Raw genomic sequence first — 17,982 nt, 5'->3', positions numbered from 1 at the left:
ACGGAGAAGGATGCTACAGGAACCTCAATACTCCGCTCCCACGGAAATAATCTTCCTCAAATGAGCGCATTGTAAAATAAAAATTCGCCTTTGCCAAAGACAGTTCAGCGTACCGCATCAAAAAACCATACCCGAACCCATACGGGGACTGCGTAGGCTGCACTTATAGCGCACCTCATAATAAGGATCGACAACCAGTGTCACATCACGGGTTTCGCAGCGTTTTCCGGTGGATTTCAGATATTCTTCCGCCACATCGCGGAACACAACCGGCGGTGTGACTCCAAGCCCTGTTCCGGTTGAGAAACCTTTGACAAAATTCTGCGTGGCTGTACCTGCCAGCCCCGGCCCGATCAACAGACGACTTTCGGTCTGGTTATCGACAATACGATAATTGACACCGCTTTTACCGACGAACTCAACCGAAGGCAGCCCCTGATATTTGGCTTGTACATAATTCACACCGGCACAACCGGTGAGCACTGCGAGGGCAGCAAACGCACTGATGCGCATACCCGCAGGGGTGAATATTTTGCGAAATGTCAAACCAGCCTGTATCACGCGCTATAATGCCTTTTCTGCTGAACTATGCTGTCTCTGCTTTTAAATATCTGACAAATAATCATATTAATGCCAGATACGGTTTTTATTGGACGATCAAAATAAGAATCTTATTTTAAATTCCGCAAACAGACCTGTTTTTCTGCCCGCAGGTTCCCTGCCTTCTCTGTAAGTGCTGTAAACGAAAAGGATAAACTGATGCTGAAAGCAATCATCCCATCACTCTCTGCCGGTCTTTTACTTTGCGGTTTTGCAGGCAGTGTTGCCGCGCAGGAAGCTGACGAGATGCAGGCGCTTACAAAAGTGACCTATATTTGCGAACGCAATGTTGAGCTGGATGTTGTCTATATCAACGGTCTGAAAAATGATGAATCAGCAGCTGTCCTTTACACGGAAGGCAAGCTGGTGCCGATGCGTATCTGGCCAGCGGCTTCAGGTGCACGTTATATCGCTCTTGATGAACAGGACAGCTATCGCTGGCACACAAAAGGCGATGAAGGCATTCTGTCTTTTCTTGAAGCCGATGACAGCGCCAAAGAACAGACATTGTTCAGCAATTGTGTAAACAAGGATAAAGCTGCACAGTAAAATTGAAGCAGGATTTTTCGCTACCCTTAAAGCACACAGACTGCTATTTGTGCCGTCAGATAGCAGTCTTTCTGACCTGCTTTGAATTTTATATGATCCGTTCTCTTACAGGAAAGATGTGAGATGAAACCAGTATTCCTGCAGATCCAGTGCAGCCCCGGCAAAACCTATGATGTTGCCAAAGCAATCTATGAGCGTGAAATCGCCTCGGAACTTTATTCCACCAGCGGTGAATTTGATCTTCTTGCAAAGATCTACATTCAGGAAGGTGATGATATCGGCAAATTCATCAATGATAATGTGCTGAATATTCCGCATATTGTGCGCTCGCTGACAACGCTGACATTCAAAGCTTTCTGAGTTCAGCCACAGAAACGCCGGTAATATCGACGATAAAGCATTGCCCGTCTCAAACGGGCGATGCTTTTTTATTTTTGAATGCTGCACGCGAAGAATTTTGCATGTGAGGCAATTTGTACTTTGCACCGTACGCGCGGGTACTGTAAGACATATTCAACAAGATAAAGTGCCGTTTCTGCAATTTCCGGAAAGACCGCCGGTGCAGTGCTGTCGATGTATAAGGGAATACGATCATGCCAGCCTATCGCTCAAGAACTTCCACCCACGGCCGCAACATGGCCGGCGCACGCGGCCTGTGGCGCGCAACCGGCATGAAAGACGGTGACTTCGGCAAGCCGATTATCGCCGTGGTCAATTCCTTCACCCAGTTTGTGCCGGGTCACGTGCATCTGAAAGACCTCGGCCAGATGGTCGCCCGCGAAATCGAAAAAGCAGGCGGCGTTGCCAAAGAATTCAACACCATTGCTGTTGATGACGGTATCGCAATGGGTCATGACGGCATGCTCTATTCGCTGCCGTCGCGTGAAATCATCGCGGACTCGGTTGAATATATGGTCAATGCCCATTGCGCCGATGCGATGGTCTGCATTTCCAACTGTGACAAGATCACGCCGGGTATGCTAATGGCCGCATTGCGCCTCAATATTCCGGTTGTATTTGTTTCCGGCGGCCCGATGGAAGCCGGTAAAGTTGTCTGGAATGACAAGGTCAAGAAGCTTGATCTGGTTGATGCTATGGTCGCCGCCGCTGACGACAAATATACTGACGAAGAAGTCGACGCGATTGAGCGCTCGGCATGCCCAACCTGCGGCTCCTGCTCCGGTATGTTCACCGCCAACTCCATGAACTGCCTGACCGAAGCGCTTGGTCTGTCGCTGCCGGGCAACGGCTCGACCCTTGCCACCCATGCGGCACGTAAAGAGCTGTTTCTTGAAGCCGGCCGTCTGGTCGTTGACCTCTGCAAACGCTATTATGAAGGCAATGATGAAAGCGTGTTGCCACGTGCAGTTGCCAGCTTTGCAGCTTTTGAAAATGCCATGACACTGGATATCGCCATGGGCGGCTCCACCAATACCGTTCTGCATTTGCTGGCGGCAGCGCATGAAGCGGAAATGGATTTCACCATGTCCGATATTGACCGCCTGTCACGCAAAGTGCCGGTGCTGTGTAAAGTTGCCCCTGCCGTGCCGGATGTGCATATGGAAGACGTGCATCGCGCCGGTGGTATTATGGGTATTCTCGGTGAGCTTGACCGCGCAGGTCTGCTCAACACCGATGTCGGCTCGGTACATTCCGGCACATTGAAAAATGCGCTGGAAAAATGGGATATCAAACACTCTTCCGATGAGAGCGTGCATGAGTTCTTCCGTGCAGCTCCGGGTGGCGTGCCGACACAGGTAGCCTTCAGCCAGAACCGTTATTTCGATAACACCGACAGCGACCGTGAAAACGGCGTTATCCGCACCAAGGAACACGCCTTCTCTCAGGATGGCGGTCTGGCCGTGCTTTACGGCAATCTGGCGGAAGATGGTTGTATCGTTAAAACAGCCGGTGTGGATGACAGCATCCTGACCTTCTCCGGCCCTGCCCGTATTTTTGAAAGTCAGGACAGTGCGGTTCTCGGCATTCTCAACGGCAAGATCAAAGAAGGCGATATTGTTCTGATCCGCTATGAAGGCCCGCGCGGCGGTCCGGGCATGCAGGAAATGCTCTATCCGACCAGCTATCTGAAGTCGAAGGGTCTGGGCAAAGCCTGTGCGCTGATCACTGACGGTCGTTTCTCCGGCGGTTCTTCCGGTCTCTCCATCGGTCACGTTTCGCCGGAAGCGGCAGAAGGCGGTTTGATCGGTCTGGTTGAAGAAGGCGATCTGATCGAGATCGACATTCCGAACCGTAAAATCCATCTGGCTGTTGATGATGCTGTGCTAGTAAAGCGCAGTGCAGAGATGGAAGCCAAAGGCATTGCCGCATGGAAGCCGACAGAAGTGCGCAAGCGCAAAGTCACCACGGCTCTTCGTGCCTATGCAGCCATGGCCACCAGCGCCGCTAAAGGTGCAGTGAGACACGTACCTGAGTAAAGAACGAAATAGGCCAGCAATTCTTATTAGAAATGCTGGCCTAACATTACAGAGGGGTTATTTTTTCAAACCCTTTTGACCTCTTAAAGTCCATACTATGCTTAAAATTCCTCAAAGCATCTGATGGATCAATATTTTTAAGATTTAATTTTTCAAATGTACTTCGCATGAACTGAACAGATAGAATAGCTGTTTCTTCAATATGTCCGGTTGATGCATCCAGCATATCCGTGTGACATGTAACAAAAACAGTGTTCAATGGCACTGTATTAAACACCTCTGCACCTACACGAAAAGCGACACTACAAACATAATCTTGATAAATTTCATGAAATTGTGCATCCGGCATCTTTGTTTCAGACAACCGGCCACTTGCAAGCTGTTTTCGCCCTATTGCCGGAACTATATCAGAGCTGTGAACTATTGGCTTTGCATGAATATAACTATTACTAATCTCAAAGAAGATATTTTTTCCAACCCGAGAGTCATCCGATAAATTTTTGATGTTTTTTAAAAGCTCTTTCAAAGCCGGAACCTCACCCTGTAAGGCTCGCTCTATTGAGGATACACGATCCTCCCAATCTTTATGATCCTTATTAAAATCTTCAACAGCATTTGCTTTGGCACGTATTGCCAGTTGATGTGTTTTTTTCAGCCTTTCGAAACAGGCTTTATTTCCACCTTGGAATATACGGAAGATATTAGGTTTAAACTCAGCTAAATCCAGCGCAGCTCTTTGAACCGCAAGATCATATTTGGATGGTAAGACAGGACTCGAAGCTTTGATCATCTCCCTCTTATGTGACCAATCAAGGAGTTGATCAGAAGAATGATGAACAGATGTTATGTTATGAATATGCTCATCAAGATCAGTTACAGCTTGAGCCGAAAAGGCTATCAATTGCGTTTTTTCAGCATATTTTTGGCGCTTCAATTCATCTTTTTTCGCCTGTTGAACCGCCCGATTGATTGAGCGTACTGTACTTTTCCACCCCAAAGCACCCTCCAAACACCTGAAAAGTCTCCAATAAAAGTAATTCTCAGCAGCTAATTCTACTGCACCAAAGCTTTCTCAACCTCTGGCATAAATTGTTTGATCAGACTTTCAGAGCTCAAAGGGCCGACGAATTTATAAACAATTTTGCCCTCACGGTTGACGATGAAGGTTTCCGGCACGCCGTACACGCCCCATTCAATACCGGCGCGGCCGGAGCGGTCTGTACCGACAACATTGTAAGGATTGCCGAGGCTATTCAGAAAGGCCAGTGCATTTTCCGGCGCGTCTTTATAGTTCAGACCAACCACTTTAATGCGTTTATCCTGCCCCAGCTTCATAATCTGCGGATGCTCATCACGGCATGGCACACACCACGATGCCCAGATATTGACCAGCGTAACCTGCCCCTTCAGATCAGCGCCTTTCAAGCCCGGTACCAGCGTTCCGTCAGCCAGCCGCAATCCTTCCAGCGGAGGCAGATCGGTCAGCGGCGCATCGCGCCCGATCAAAGCTGAGGGAATTTCCTGCATATTTTTTCCACTCAGCAACTGCCATGTAAAAATACCGGCAAGTGCTGCAAAAATAAGCAGCGGCAGAAGTGCCACCACAACACGTTTTTTGTTCTGCGGAGCATCCGTTCCGCCAGATGTCTTCACCGGATCAGTCATTATCAATCAGCCTTTTGCGAGCGGCGGCGAATGCCCTGTTTCTCAAGTCGTGCAAGTTCTGCCCGCAAACGTGTCTGGGTCAGCAATATCCATGCAACAATTGCCACAATCACAGTGGCAGAAACACCATAGGAAATAAGAACATAGCTCAGATGCGTCATGCCGCTTCTCCTGCCGGTTTACGGTTTTCGCGCTCGGCATTGCGGGCTGCGATCTTGCGCATTGCCGCAATACGACGGCTGAAAATCTCATTACGCATCGCCATCAGATGCAGCGTGAAAAACAACATGGTCATCGCCAATGCCATCACCAGCAACGGATAAAGCATGCTCGGCGGCATGGCAGGCCCTTCCATACGCAGAACGGAAGCAGGCTGATGCAATGTATTCCACCAGTCGACCGAGAATTTAATGATCGGAATATTGATAAAGCCAACCAGCGTCAGCACCGCAGCGGCACGCGCGGCTTTCGCCTGATCATCCATGGCGCGGGTCAAAGCGATGATACCGAGATACATCAGAAACAGAATGAAAACCGAGGTCAGGCGCGCATCCCACACCCACCATGTGCCCCACATCGGCTTACCCCACAGTGAGCCGGTAACCAGCGCTAATGCGGTAAACATCGCGCCGAGCGGCGCCGCAGCTTTGGCCGAGACATCAGCCAGCGGATGCCGCCAGACCAGTGTGCCAAGTGCTGCAATCGTCATCATCGTGTAACACATCATCGACAGCCATGCGAAAGGCACATGGATGAACATGATCTTCACGGTCAGCCCCTGCTGATAATCTTCCGGCGCAAACCACACCATATAAAGACCGGCCAGCAATAACAGCACAGTCAGTGCCGCCAGCCATGGCAGGATTGTGCTGCTCAGGCTCAGAAAGCGTGTCGGATTAACCAGATCGAGCAGCGCCTGAAAGCGGCGCGGTGCATCTTTAGATAAGGCTTTATCAGTTGATCGTTCAGTCATAGATACCCGGATATATTTGTAAGCTTAAGCTATCCTTAGAGAAACCTCGCAAGAGGCAGCACTCTTATTCAGAATATGGGTTTAATCTGTCGAAATTTTCAATGCGAAAGCTGCGGCCAATGGCCCGATAATAGCAGCAATCAGTGTATTCGCCGACAGCATCAGCAAAGGTGAGAGAAAAGCTGCATTTTCGGTCACCGCACCATAGGATGCCGAGACACCGAAAATCAGCACCGGAATAGTCAAAGGCAGGATCATCACCGAGACCAGCAACCCGCCACGCGGCATGGAAACGGCCAGCGCCGCGCCCAATGCGCCGATAAAAATCACCGCCGGTGTGCCGATCAGCAATGTGAGCGCTGTTGCACCGATTGCCAGCGGCTCCATATTCATAATCAGCCCGAGAAACGGCGCGGCAATCACCAGCGGCAGAACCGTTGCCACCCAATGCGCCAGACATTTCACAATCACTGTCAGGGTCAGAAAATGACGCTCCCGCGCCATGATCATAACATCCAGTGAACCATCTTCACGATCCGCCTGAAACAACCGGTCAAGGCCAAGCAACACCGCCAGCAGTGCACCGAGCCACAGCATTGCAGGGCCAATGCGCGCCAGCAATTGAAGGTCAGGCCCGACGGCGAAAGGCACCACTGCAGCCACCGCCAGATAAAACAGGATGCCGGTTAAAGCTCCGCCGCCCGCACGGATAGCAATACGCAGATCACGCCAGAACAAAGCCTTCATGACAGCCAGCCCTGCGTTTCAGCACTGTGATCGCCAAGTTGGTAATCTTCAAGCCGCAAATGCTGCACCGCATCAAAACCCGCCTGCTCCAGCCCGAGCGCAATATGCGTGACCGCAACAATCATGCCGCCCTTTTTCAAATGCTCGCGCATCACACCGGCAAACATCGCTTGCGCATGGGTGTCCAACCCCGAGGTCGGCTCATCCAGTAGCCATAATGGCCGGTGCGAGCAGAGCAGCGTGGCAATGGTTACACGGCGTTTCTGCCCCGTGGAGAGATAGCCGTAAGGCAGATGATCAATATTATAGAGGCCGACAATTTCCAGCGCCTCATCAATATCATGCAGCGGGCTTCCGTGAAAATCCTGCCAGAATTTCAGATTTTCATAAACGCTCAGCGCCGGTTTCATTGCATTGAGCGTGCTGAGATAATGGCTGTGCGCCATCACCGGCTCTAAGCCGTCGTCCGTCTCCAGCCAGACTGTACCATCAGAAGCGGGCAACAGACCGGCAATGATTCGCAGCAATGTTGATTTCCCTGCGCCATTCGGCCCTGTGATAATCAAAGCCTGACCATCATTCAGGCTTGCGCACAGAGAGTTGAACAGGAGATTGTCGCCCCGTTCTCCGCTCAGATTTTCCGCAACAAGCCGCATATGGCCTCCGATACCACGAATATTCATCAAATTGTCCGGTTTTCCCTATCAGGAACCTCGACAAAACAAGCCGCAACATTTCGCCGCAACAGCATAATTTTACGCTTTAAGAGTCTGGAACAGTTTTAAAAAACTGACTATATAGCAGCTACCATGCCAGCGGTCGGCGTGGAAACCATTTTTGGCCGATCTCTAAAGCCTGATGTTTGTTAAACAAGTTCCTTGTTAAGCACAGGCCTCGGGACGGACAGCGGAAATGACTGCACCCGCACCTAAGCGCGTCCTTGAAACGCAGCAGAGGCGTTCGTCCTGGTTTTCCGGCCAGTAAGCATGAAGGACGAACATCGTGTCTCACATCGATAGTTTCAAATGCCGTAAGACGCTTACCGTCGACGGCAAAGACTATGTTTATTACAGCCTGACCGAAGCTGAAAAAAACGGTCTTGAAGGCGTATCCAAACTCCCATTCTCCATGAAGGTTTTGCTTGAAAACCTTCTGCGCTTCGAAGATGACCGCAGCGTCAAGAAAGCGGATATCGAGAATATCGCTAAATGGCTGGTTGACCGTGGCTCTGCCGGTGCAGAAATCGCTTATCGCCCTGCCCGCGTGCTGATGCAGGACTTTACCGGCGTTCCTGCCGTTGTTGATCTTGCTGCGATGCGCGATGCCATGGTGGCACTCGGCGGCGATGCAGAAAAAATTAACCCGCTGGTACCAGTTGACCTCGTGATCGACCACTCGGTGATCGTTGACGAATTCGGCAACCCGCAGGCGTTCAAAAACAACGTTGATCTCGAATATCAGCGCAATGCCGAGCGTTACCGCTTCCTGAAATGGGGCCAGCAGGCATTCCAGAACTTCCGCGTTGTTCCTCCGGGCACAGGTATCTGCCATCAGGTTAACCTTGAATATCTGGCGCAGGCCGTATGGACCAAGGAAGAAAACGGTGAAACCGTTGCTTATCCTGACACCTGCGTTGGCACAGACAGCCACACAACCATGGTCAACGGCCTTGGCGTTCTTGGCTGGGGTGTTGGTGGTATTGAAGCGGAAGCTTCGATGCTCGGCCAGCCGGTTTCCATGCTGCTGCCGGAAGTTATCGGCTTCAAACTGACCGGTAAGGTCAAAGAAGGCGTCACCGCGACTGACCTTGTGCTCACAGTTACCCAGATGCTGCGTAAAAAAGGCGTTGTCGGTAAGTTCGTTGAGTTCTTCGGTCCGGGTCTTGACAATATGACCCTTGCAGACCGCGCAACCATTGCCAATATGGGCCCTGAATATGGTGCGACCTGTGGTTTCTTCCCTGTAGACAAAGAAACCCTCAACTACATGAACACAACCGGCCGTGACGAACATCGTCTCAAACTGGTTGAAGCCTATTCCCGTGCACAGGGCATGTGGCGTGAAGCTGACAGCACAGATCCTGTCTTCACAGACATTCTTGAGCTGGATATGGCTGACGTTGTGCCATCCATGGCTGGTCCGAAGCGTCCTGAAGGCCGTATTGCTCTGGAAGGTATTGCTTCCGGTTTCGCAACTTCTCTGGAAACAGAATATAAGAAAACAACCGGTCAGACCGCCCGTTACGCTGTTGAAGGCGAAGATTTCGATCTCGGCCACGGCGATGTTGTGATCGCTGCGATCACTTCCTGCACCAACACCTCGAATCCGAGCGTGCTGATTGCTGCCGGTCTGCTTGCCCGCAATGCTGTTGCCAAAGGCCTGAAAACCAAGCCTTGGGTTAAGACATCGCTGGCACCTGGTAGCCAAGTTGTTGCTGCCTATCTGGAAAATGCAGGTCTGCAGAAAGATCTCGACGCGCTGGGCTTCAACCTGGTTGGCTTCGGCTGCACTACCTGTATCGGTAACTCCGGTCCGCTGCCTGCTCCGATCTCCAAGACCATTAATGAAAAAGGCCTGATCGGCGCTGCTGTTCTCTCCGGTAACCGTAACTTTGAAGGCCGCGTATCGCCTGACGTTCAGGCCAACTATCTGGCATCTCCGCCACTGGTTGTTGCCCACGCTCTGGCCGGTACAGTCACCAAGGATCTGACCAAAGAACCAATTGGTGAAGACAAAGACGGCAACCCTGTATTCCTGCGCGATATCTGGCCTTCATCGGCTGAAATTCAGGAATTCATTGCTAAGAACGTAACGCGTAAGATCTTCTCGGAAAAATATGCCGATGTGTTCAAGGGCGACGAAAACTGGCAGGCCGTTCAGGTACCAGCCGGTCAGACCTATGCATGGGACGATAACTCGACCTATGTGCAGAACCCGCCATATTTCGTAGGCATGGGCAAATCAGCCGGTGAAATCTCCGACATTAAGGGCGCTCGCGTGCTCGGCCTGTTCGGCGACAAGATCACCACTGACCACATTTCCCCAGCCGGTTCGATCAAGGCACAGTCCCCTGCCGGTAAATATCTGCTCGATAACGGCGTTGCCGTTGCAGACTTCAACCAGTACGGTACACGTCGCGGTAACCACGAAGTTATGATGCGCGGTACTTTTGCGAATATCCGTATCCGTAACCACATGCTCGGTGAAAATGGCCGCGAAGGCGGTTACACCATTCACTATCCAAGCAAGGAAGAAACCTCGATCTATGATGCAGCAATGCAGTATAAGGCTGAGGGCGTTCCGCTGGTTGTGTTTGCCGGCGTTGAATATGGTAACGGCTCGTCCCGTGACTGGGCTGCCAAGGGCACCAACCTGCTCGGCGTTAAAGCGGTGATCTCACAGTCTTTCGAGCGTATTCACCGTTCCAACCTCGTTGGTATGGGCATTGTGCCATTTGTGTTTGAAGAAGGCACAAGCTGGCAGTCCCTCGGCCTGAAGGGTGACGAAGTGGTGACCATTGAAGGTCTGGCAGACATTCGTCCTCGCCAGAAGACCAATGCAACCATCACTTTCGCTGACGGTTCAGTGAAGCAGGTTCCGCTGATCTGCCGTATCGATACGCTGGATGAGCTGGACTACATGAAGAATGGCGGCATTCTGCAGACCGTTCTGCGTGATTTGGCCAAAGCCTGATAGCTAGAGCATTTCACAGTCAAGTTGGATCAACTTGACGTCGAGATAATGCGACAGACTAAGGAATCTAGAGCGAACACTGCGATCTAACATGAACGCAAACCGTTCTAAGCGCTTATTATGAATAAAAACGCCGCTGAATTTCTTCAGCGGCGTTTTGCTATAAAAGTCACAGCGTAGATTTATAAACGTTAAATTATCATATAAATTAAAATCTTGTTAAATATAACAGCTGATATGAGTAAACATTAAACATATCAATTAAGAACCAAGGAGATAATCATGGTTCTTAAATCAAATAAATATTACGCATTAATTTTATCTACAACGATATTATATTCCCAACCAAGTATTTTACATGCAGCAGAATACACTTGGAGCGGAACAGTTAACACAAACTGGTTTGAGACACGTAACTGGGCGAAAGGCAACGGGGCCGAGGTCAATGGCATACCAGGAGAGGCCGACAGGGTAATATTTAGTAAATCTGCTATTTTCGACCCATCAATTACATCTGGTAATAACACCACAATAAATCAATTAAGTTTTGGTGCAACAACCAGCACAGACTCTCCAAAGTTAAATATTGATGGAGGAACACTCAATGTAATAGAATTTGTTCTGCTTGAAAAAGCAGAAACTGGAAATACAATAAGCATTTCCAGTAACGGAAAACTTTCAATCGGCGGAAACTTAAATCATGGATACAATCCAGGTCCAACTAAGATTGTACTGCAATCTGGCGCAAGTTTAATCCAAACCAACACAAATTCCATATTTTCAACAGGTGAAGATTACGCATCCTCATTGCAAATTTTTGCGAAAGATTCAGGAACTCAGGCAACCCTTGGCCAAACAACCTTCGCAAATAAAGGCTTTACGAGTCTACATATCACTGAGGGCGCTCAAATTTTTACTGAAAATTTGACTTTAGCCAAAATTCAAAACTCCGATTTTGAAGCAACAATATCGGATGCAGACAGCAAATTATTATCACGTGATAATATTATCTTAGCTGAAGGTGGTGACGCCACAATCACCCTTCTAAACAATGCAACATTGCAAACGGCCAATAAGATTATTATCGCCCAAAAACCTGGCTCAAAAGGAACAATTAACATTGGTAGCAACACCCAGTCAGGCGGTCAATTTATTGCCAATTCAATAGAAACAGGAGAGGGGATAGCGTTAATAAATTTCTTCAACACAAATGGAGTGTACAATTTAAATAGCAACATTACAGGAAGAGGGGAAATATACGCATTTAACAACTCCTACATACATACCGGATCACAACAAAATATATTAACCATTGAGAATAAAATATTTCTACGAGACACATCGACACTATCAGGATTTGTAAATATTTCAGATATCTCTAGTGATGCAACTTTATCACCAGGTGACAGCTCAAATTTTTTTGAAATGAAAATCAATGGAAGTTATATTGGCAATGAAAACAGTAAAATTGTTATTGATGTAAATTTAGGTGATGACTACTCCTTCACTGACAAAATAAATATTACCGGAATTACATTAGGCTCATCAGCTATAATAGTACAAAATAAATATGGAAACGGCGCCCCCACTGTCAACGGCATTCAGATCATCGAAGTAGACGGACAATCGGATGCTACAATGTTTCTGGGTAATCCCGATTACACCACACCCGATGAAAAAGATGCCATTATAGCCGGCGCTTATGCCTATACGCTCGAAAAAGGCCTCCCCTCAACAGATGATGGCAACTGGTATTTACGTAGTACAAATACTTCCCCGCCATCACCACCATCCCCTCCAACGCCACCATCACCTCCTGTTCCACCAGGCCCGCCAGTGCCTCCAGGGCCACCTGTACCACCCGCTCCGCCTACTCCACCTGTACCACCAGCACCTCCGGGGCCAAATCCGGATCCGCGCTATCAACCGGGTGTGCCGCTTTACAACAATAATGCAGAAAGCATGCGAAGCATCAATCAGACTTTGATGTCATCGCTCTATACCCGCGCCGGAAACCGTTACTGGAGTGGTGCAGGAGCCTATCATATTGCCCAAGGCGATGGCCCAGGGCTTGGCTATCGGCCACCTGAAGCCGGTACAGTTGTCACGGATACAGGGCTGTTCTGGATACGCACAGAGGCCGGTCAGGAAAATTACAGCTCGCAATCATCAACCATTGCCAGCAAATACCGCCAGAATTACTGGCTGGTACAAGCGGGTCTCGACAGCCAGCTGCGTGAAACCGAGAGCGGTCGTCTGATCGGGAGCGGCTGGGTGCATTATATTGATGCCAAAAGCAGAAGCTATTCACGCTATGGCGATGGCGATATCAACACGCAGGCCTATGGTTTCGGCGGCGCTTTGACATGGTATGGCGACAATGGTTTTTATGTCGATGCTCAGACACAGGTCAGCTGGTACAAGACCGACCTGTATTCTGATCTGACACGAAAGAACCATGTCTCCGATCATAATAATACCGGTTATGGTTTTGGCATCGAAGTCGGAAAACGCATCCAGTATAATGATTTCTGGTCGTTCACGCCGCAGGCACAACTGACCTATTCCGGCCTGAACCTGAAAGATTATACGGATTTCTACGATGCCAGAGTCCATCATTCCAATGAGAATGATGTGCTGGGTCGAATTGGTCTGGCAACGAACTATGAGAATGCATGGCAGGATGCTGCCGGTTTCACCCGAAAACTGGATCTTTACGGCATGGTTGGTGTGCAGCAAAACTTCACAGGAAATTCCAATCTTATCCTTGTCTCCGGCACACCTTTCTATACCGGCGGACAAGCACGCACACAGCTGCAATTAACGCTGAGTTCGACCTATAGCTGGAATGACGGCAAATATGCTGTCTTCGGCACAGTTGAAACCAGCGGCGCCACGAAGAATATCAGTGACAATTACAGTCTCTCCGGCAATCTCGGATTTAAGATACGCTGGTAGAACCACAAAGAAAAAGGGCAGCCTTACAGCTGCCCTTTCTGATTTCAAAACCTGAAACCTTCAGCACTATTCACGGTTACCCAGGAAGTTGAGCAGGAACATGAACATGTTGATGAAGTCGAGGTAAAGACGCAGTGCGCCCATTACAATCTTACGACCCATCGCATCGGATGCATCACCTTCGTAATACATTTCCTTGATCTGCTGGGTGTCATAGGCGGTAAGACCGGCAAAGATCAGAACACCAAGAACCGATACTGCAAACTGCAGAGCAGAAGAGCCGAGGAAGATGTTAACCACGGAGGCAATGATAAGGCCGAACAGACCCATCATCAGGAACGAGCCCATTGCCGACAGGTCACGCTTGGTGGTGTAGCCGTAAAGCGACAGGGCACCAAAAGAGGCTGCGGTAATGAAGAACGTACGCACGATGCTCTCGCCGGTAAAGACGAGGAAGATCGAGGACAGCGACAGACCAACCAAACCGGCATAAACCCAGAATGTCAGCTGCGCGGTTGCAACGCTCATGCGCTCAATGCGGAAGCTCAGGAAAAATACGGCAGCCAATGGAGCAAGCATTACGACCCATTTCAGCGGGCTGCCATACATAAGTTGTGCGAAGGCCGGATTGTTCATGGCGAGATAGGATGTGCCGAGTGCGGCCAGACCGGTTACGGCCAGACCAATCGCCATCATATTATAAACGCCAAGCATGTATGAGCGCAGTCCCTGATCGACGGCTGCGTCTGCGCGCGCCCCGACCGGGCTCTGCGCCTGTACATTACGAAAATCTACCATAATATTCCTCTTGCCTTGTTCCGTCCGGTGTCGGGGGCGCTCCCCAGGCGCCGCTGGCGGAACCCCAGCATGCCTGCCTGATATAATGGTTATTTTGCATGTTCAAAACAAGACCAAACAACCCTTTACCAGTAAAAAAGCTTTGTTTTTAGAATCTTTTACGCTTCATCCTGTTTCTCTCAGCACGATAAAACAGAGTATCTAAGCCTTTATAATTCCCGTAAAACACTCCCTGCCTTCTGCCCAAGCACCCGCCATGTACCGGCAAGACCAAAACCGACAGTCAGAACCAGCGCCGCCAGCACTGTGAAAAAGGCCACGTCCGGCAGCATCCGCATCTGCAAATTCATCAGCTTTACCACCACAAACCATGCAGCCAGACCGCCCGCCCCAAGGGCAAAAACGGCCGTTGCCAAGCCAAGCAGCGCATATTCATAGACAAAAGCGCGGATCAGCGTGAGGCGTGTGGCACCCAATGTTTTCAGCACCACCGCATCATGCTGTCTGGCACGATTACCTGCCGCCAGTGCTCCGGCCAGCACCAGAATTGCCGCCAGCAAGCCAACCGATGCAGCCCAGCGAATAGCCACCGCCAGCTGGCTGATCAGGTCATTGGCCACTTCAATCGCATCTTTAACCCGCACAGATGTGACCGCAGGGAAAGTCTGCGTTACCGTGCGCAACACATTGGCTTCCTGCTCCGGTACCGCATTGGCATCGGTCAGTGTCGCCAGCCATGAATGCGGTGCGCCTGCAAAAGTATTCGGCGAGAATACCATGACGAAATTGATCGCCAGAGTTTCCCACTGCACCTGACGGAAATTGGCTATCTTCGCAGTAATATTGCGGCCAAGTACATTGACCGTCACCGTATCACCGATTTTAAGCCCGAGTTCTTTCGCCTCTTTGGCCGCAAAAGATACCAGCGGCTCACCGCTGTAATCCGCTGGCCACCACTCACCTTGTGTCATTGTGGAATTTTCCGGCAGATTTTTCGCATAAGTAATACCGCGATCTCCGCGCAGCACCCATGCACCCTGCGGCGGCACAGTCACCTTATCAACATCGGTGCCGTTCAAAGCCACTATGCGTCCGCGCAACATCGCTGCACTGACGACTTTGCCTTGCCTAGCTGTTTTCGCCAACAGATCGCGGAAGCCATCAATTTCCGTATTTTGAATATCGACAAAGAAGAAATTCGGCGCATGGGCAGGCAGGCTCTGGGTGATCTGACGGCGCAGATTACCATCAACCAGAGCCAGCGCCACCACCAAAGTCAGGCCAAGACCGAGCGAGAGCACAACGGACGGCGTCAACGCACCCGGACGGTGAATATTGCCCACTGCCAGCCGCAAAGCCGGAGAGCGGAACCGCGGCGCTTTACGCGCCAGCATCCGCAACGCGTATGAGACCCCGCGCAAAATAATAAACGCAGCAACCGCTCCCACGATAAACACACCGGCAATGCGCTGATCTTCAACAAAAAACAGCACCAGCCCGATCAATATCAGCAGCAGAAGTCCGGCAGTCAGCATATAGAGCAGCGGCGGCCAGCCGCTTTGGTCAAAACCTTTTTGGCGGAACAAAGCTGTTGCCGGAATTGTCCGTGCCCGCCCCAAAGGCAGAAGGGCAAAGATCAGCGTGGTAATCAATCCGAAAGCTGTCGCCAGTAACAGCGCTTGCGGGTAGAGTTTGAGCCCGCCGCTGGCCGGCAGATAAGATGACAGGCCATAGATCGCAGCGGCGCTGAGCCCCAGTGACAGTACCAGACCAATGACAATTCCGATCAACGCAATAGCCACGATCTGAAACAGATAGATCAGCACCACGAAATCAGCAGATGCGCCCAACGATTTAAAGGTCGCAATAACAGGTCGTTTGCCGTCGAGAAAACTACGCACGGCATTGGCAACACCGACACCGCCGATAATCAGTGATGTGAGGCCGACAAGGGTGAGAAATTGCGAGAACCGCTCAATATTGGCAGATAAAGCCGGTGCCGCATTATTACGGTTGCGGATATTCCACCCCGCTTCAGGGAAATTTTTCTCCGCCGCAGCTTCCAGCGCTGCCAGACGTGTATCCTGTGCCCCCGCCTGCGCTGTATCCGGCAAAGCGATTTTATAAATATAATTGACCAGACTGCCGGGCTGAATAAGACCGGACGCCCGCAGAGCTTCATCAGATGTCAAAAAACGCGGTGCCAAGGCCATGCCGGAGCCCAGCATATCCGGCTCACTCTCGATAATCGCCCGCAACGTAAACTTTGCCGAACCGAGCATGATCTGGTCGCCGAGCTTCAGCCCCAGACGATCCAGCAAAAGCTGCGGCACAGCCGCGCCATAGGCCCCGTCCTGCAATGCAAAACGCTCTGAAACCGCCAAATCCGGTTTCAGCTTCAATGTGCCATAGAGCGGATAGGCGCTATCGACGGCCTTCACTTCAACCAGCGCCTGATCGGAACCATCTGTCATGCGCACCATTGAACGCATAGTGATATTCTCAGACACCGTGCCTTGCGCGTTCAAAAACTGCCGTTCCTGCTCCGTCACCTCACGCTGATTGAGCATAAAGCTGACATCACCGCCGAGGATGGCCTGTCCTTCAACTGCCAGACCATCGGCAATAGAACGGGCAACGGAATTCACTCCGCCAATGGCAGCAACACCAAGCGCGATACAACCGAGAAAAATATAAAAGCCGGTCAAACCGCCACGCATTTCACGCAATGCAAAGCGCAGCGCCAGTGCGAAAGACGGCTTCGTTGCAACTTTACCTGTCATCCCTGTCGTGCCCGCCGTCATTGCGCGGCTTCCGCCTGAACGGTTTCTTCATGCGTATGGCTCTTGCCAGACACGGGATCTGAATGAATACGACCGGAGCGCACCTGAATTTCCCGTCCGCAACGGGCAGCCAGCAACGGATCATGCGTCACCAGCACCATTGTCAGCCCGTATTCTTCTTGTTTGGAGAAAAGCAGATCAGCAATCTGGTTACCGGTTTCACTGTCAAGATTTCCGGTCGGCTCGTCGGCAATCAGAATAGCCGGTCGCGGTGCCAAGGCACGGGCAATCGCCACACGCTGCTGCTCACCACCGGAAAGTGCCGCCGGATAATGCGACAGACGATGGCCAAGCCCGACTGATTTCAAAGCCTGTTCGGCAACGGCAAATGCATCATCGCGCCCCGCCAGCTCCAGCGGTACCGCCACATTTTCCAGTGCTGTCATATTGGGGATCAAGTGAAAGGACTGAAAAACAATGCCTATATTGCGCCCGCGAAAGGCGGCGGCCTGATCTTCACTCATCCGGTCGATCCGTTCGCCGCTGATCAGCACCTGTCCGCTATCGACCTTTTCGAGCCCTGCCAGCACCATCAGCAAAGTAGACTTACCGGAGCCGGACGGTCCGACAATACCAACGGATTCACCGCTTTGTATTTGCAGGGAAATATCATTGAGAACATGGACGCGGGCGGCATTGCTGCCCAGTGTGAGATCAATATTTTCAAGCATAATACCGGATTGTAGAGGCTGCATGGTCACGTCATTTCCCTGATAAA

Annotated in this window: 15 protein-coding genes; 5 read left to right on the top strand and 10 right to left on the bottom strand. The window is 50.6% G+C overall.

The genetic code is table 11. The features are described 5' to 3' along the window. Positions 1–117 precede the first annotated feature (117 nt). Entirely contained in the window at positions 118–546 is a 429-nt protein-coding gene (locus tag K1X45_RS11305; protein ID WP_213596119.1) for a hypothetical protein, read from the bottom strand. Between the two features lie 213 nt (positions 547–759). Here K1X45_RS11305 and K1X45_RS11300 point away from each other — a divergent pair, with 213 nt between their 5' ends. The 3 genes from K1X45_RS11300 (at position 760) to ilvD (ending at position 3,587) form a co-directional block, all read left to right on the top strand. Then, positions 760–1,149 carry an MliC family protein gene (locus K1X45_RS11300; protein WP_022711318.1) on the top strand — a complete coding sequence of 130 codons (390 nt, stop codon included), beginning with the start codon at positions 760–762 and terminating at the stop codon, positions 1,147–1,149. Positions 1,150–1,272: 123 nt separating this feature from the next. Next, the gene (locus K1X45_RS11295) at positions 1,273–1,509 is read left to right on the top strand and encodes an Lrp/AsnC ligand binding domain-containing protein (RefSeq protein WP_220158861.1); all 237 of its coding nucleotides are present in this window, start codon (positions 1,273–1,275) and stop codon (positions 1,507–1,509) included. A 233-nt stretch (positions 1,510–1,742) separates the two neighbouring features. Next, the gene (gene ilvD / locus K1X45_RS11290; RefSeq protein ID WP_220158860.1) at positions 1,743–3,587 is read left to right on the top strand and encodes a dihydroxy-acid dehydratase; all 1,845 of its coding nucleotides are present in this window, start codon (positions 1,743–1,745) and stop codon (positions 3,585–3,587) included. A 46-nt stretch (positions 3,588–3,633) separates the two neighbouring features. Here ilvD and K1X45_RS11285 read toward each other — a convergent pair whose 3' ends face one another. The 6 genes from K1X45_RS11285 to ccmA all read right to left on the bottom strand — a co-directional run bounded on the left by K1X45_RS11285 (position 3,634) and on the right by ccmA (position 7,628). Further along, positions 3,634–4,584 carry a hypothetical protein gene (locus K1X45_RS11285; protein ID WP_220158859.1) on the bottom strand — a complete coding sequence of 317 codons (951 nt, stop codon included), beginning with the start codon at positions 4,582–4,584 and terminating at the stop codon, positions 3,634–3,636. Positions 4,585–4,640: 56 nt separating this feature from the next. Then, a complete protein-coding gene (locus K1X45_RS11280; RefSeq protein WP_220158858.1) occupies positions 4,641–5,252 on the bottom strand; it encodes a DsbE family thiol:disulfide interchange protein in 612 nt (203 codons plus the stop codon). A 2-nt stretch (positions 5,253–5,254) separates the two neighbouring features. After that, entirely contained in the window at positions 5,255–5,413 is a 159-nt protein-coding gene (gene ccmD / locus K1X45_RS11275) for a heme exporter protein CcmD (protein WP_075654044.1), read from the bottom strand. After that, the gene (locus K1X45_RS11270; RefSeq protein ID WP_220158857.1) at positions 5,410–6,225 is read right to left on the bottom strand and encodes a heme ABC transporter permease; all 816 of its coding nucleotides are present in this window, start codon (positions 6,223–6,225) and stop codon (positions 5,410–5,412) included. The genes ccmD and K1X45_RS11270 overlap by 4 nt, the downstream gene beginning before the upstream one ends. Positions 6,226–6,306: 81 nt before the next feature. Further along, positions 6,307–6,972, bottom strand: coding sequence for a heme exporter protein CcmB (ccmB, locus tag K1X45_RS11265; RefSeq protein WP_220158856.1), 666 nt, complete (start codon positions 6,970–6,972; stop codon positions 6,307–6,309). Then, complete coding sequence (ccmA, locus tag K1X45_RS11260; RefSeq protein WP_220160477.1) at positions 6,969–7,628, bottom strand: heme ABC exporter ATP-binding protein CcmA; 660 nt, start codon at positions 7,626–7,628, stop codon at positions 6,969–6,971. The genes ccmB and ccmA overlap by 4 nt, the downstream gene beginning before the upstream one ends. A 346-nt stretch (positions 7,629–7,974) precedes the next feature. On the opposite strand from ccmA, the gene acnA reads away from it, so the two are divergent. Beyond that, the gene (gene acnA, locus K1X45_RS11255) at positions 7,975–10,665 is read left to right on the top strand and encodes an aconitate hydratase AcnA (RefSeq protein WP_370627033.1); all 2,691 of its coding nucleotides are present in this window, start codon (positions 7,975–7,977) and stop codon (positions 10,663–10,665) included. Positions 10,666–10,947: 282 nt separating this feature from the next. Continuing rightward, positions 10,948–13,623 (top strand): autotransporter outer membrane beta-barrel domain-containing protein, encoded by a 2,676-nt coding sequence (locus K1X45_RS11250; protein WP_220158855.1) that lies wholly within the window; start codon positions 10,948–10,950, stop codon positions 13,621–13,623. Positions 13,624–13,689: 66 nt separating this feature from the next. Here the strand turns inward: K1X45_RS11250 and K1X45_RS11245 are convergent, their stop codons facing one another. From K1X45_RS11245 to K1X45_RS11235, 3 genes are all read right to left on the bottom strand, one after another. Continuing rightward, positions 13,690–14,421, bottom strand: coding sequence for a Bax inhibitor-1/YccA family protein (locus K1X45_RS11245; RefSeq protein ID WP_075654041.1), 732 nt, complete (start codon positions 14,419–14,421; stop codon positions 13,690–13,692). Positions 14,422–14,630: 209 nt separating this feature from the next. Then, the gene (locus tag K1X45_RS11240) at positions 14,631–17,225 is read right to left on the bottom strand and encodes an ABC transporter permease (protein ID WP_255560398.1); all 2,595 of its coding nucleotides are present in this window, start codon (positions 17,223–17,225) and stop codon (positions 14,631–14,633) included. Next, a complete protein-coding gene (locus K1X45_RS11235) occupies positions 17,222–17,959 on the bottom strand; it encodes an ABC transporter ATP-binding protein (protein WP_220160474.1) in 738 nt (245 codons plus the stop codon). Before K1X45_RS11235 ends, K1X45_RS11240 begins: the two co-directional genes overlap by 4 nt. Between the last annotated feature and the right edge of the window lie 23 nt (positions 17,960–17,982).

It is taken from the genome of Pseudochrobactrum sp. Wa41.01b-1 (assembly GCF_019464455.1).
Classification (GTDB): Bacteria; Pseudomonadota; Alphaproteobacteria; order Rhizobiales; family Rhizobiaceae; genus Pseudochrobactrum; species Pseudochrobactrum saccharolyticum.
The sequence above is the reverse complement of the archived record's forward strand: the minus strand, read 5'-3'. Positions and strand labels throughout refer to the sequence as shown.

Coding starts and splice junctions, on each gene's coding strand:
- K1X45_RS11300 (WP_022711318.1), top strand. CDS start 760: ATGCTGAAAGCAATCATCCCATCACTCTCTGCCGGTCTTTTACTTTGC.
- K1X45_RS11295 (WP_220158861.1), top strand. CDS start 1,273: ATGAAACCAGTATTCCTGCAGATCCAGTGCAGCCCCGGCAAAACCTAT.
- ilvD (WP_220158860.1), top strand. CDS start 1,743: ATGCCAGCCTATCGCTCAAGAACTTCCACCCACGGCCGCAACATGGCC.
- K1X45_RS11280 (WP_220158858.1), bottom strand. CDS start 5,252: ATGACTGATCCGGTGAAGACATCTGGCGGAACGGATGCTCCGCAGAAC.
- ccmD (WP_075654044.1), bottom strand. CDS start 5,413: ATGACGCATCTGAGCTATGTTCTTATTTCCTATGGTGTTTCTGCCACT.
- K1X45_RS11270 (WP_220158857.1), bottom strand. CDS start 6,225: ATGACTGAACGATCAACTGATAAAGCCTTATCTAAAGATGCACCGCGC.
- ccmB (WP_220158856.1), bottom strand. CDS start 6,972: ATGAAGGCTTTGTTCTGGCGTGATCTGCGTATTGCTATCCGTGCGGGC.
- ccmA (WP_220160477.1), bottom strand. CDS start 7,628: ATGCGGCTTGTTGCGGAAAATCTGAGCGGAGAACGGGGCGACAATCTC.
- K1X45_RS11250 (WP_220158855.1), top strand. CDS start 10,948: ATGGTTCTTAAATCAAATAAATATTACGCATTAATTTTATCTACAACG.
- K1X45_RS11245 (WP_075654041.1), bottom strand. CDS start 14,421: ATGGTAGATTTTCGTAATGTACAGGCGCAGAGCCCGGTCGGGGCGCGC.
- K1X45_RS11240 (WP_255560398.1), bottom strand. CDS start 17,225: ATGACGGCGGGCACGACAGGGATGACAGGTAAAGTTGCAACGAAGCCG.
- K1X45_RS11235 (WP_220160474.1), bottom strand. CDS start 17,959: ATGCAGCCTCTACAATCCGGTATTATGCTTGAAAATATTGATCTCACA.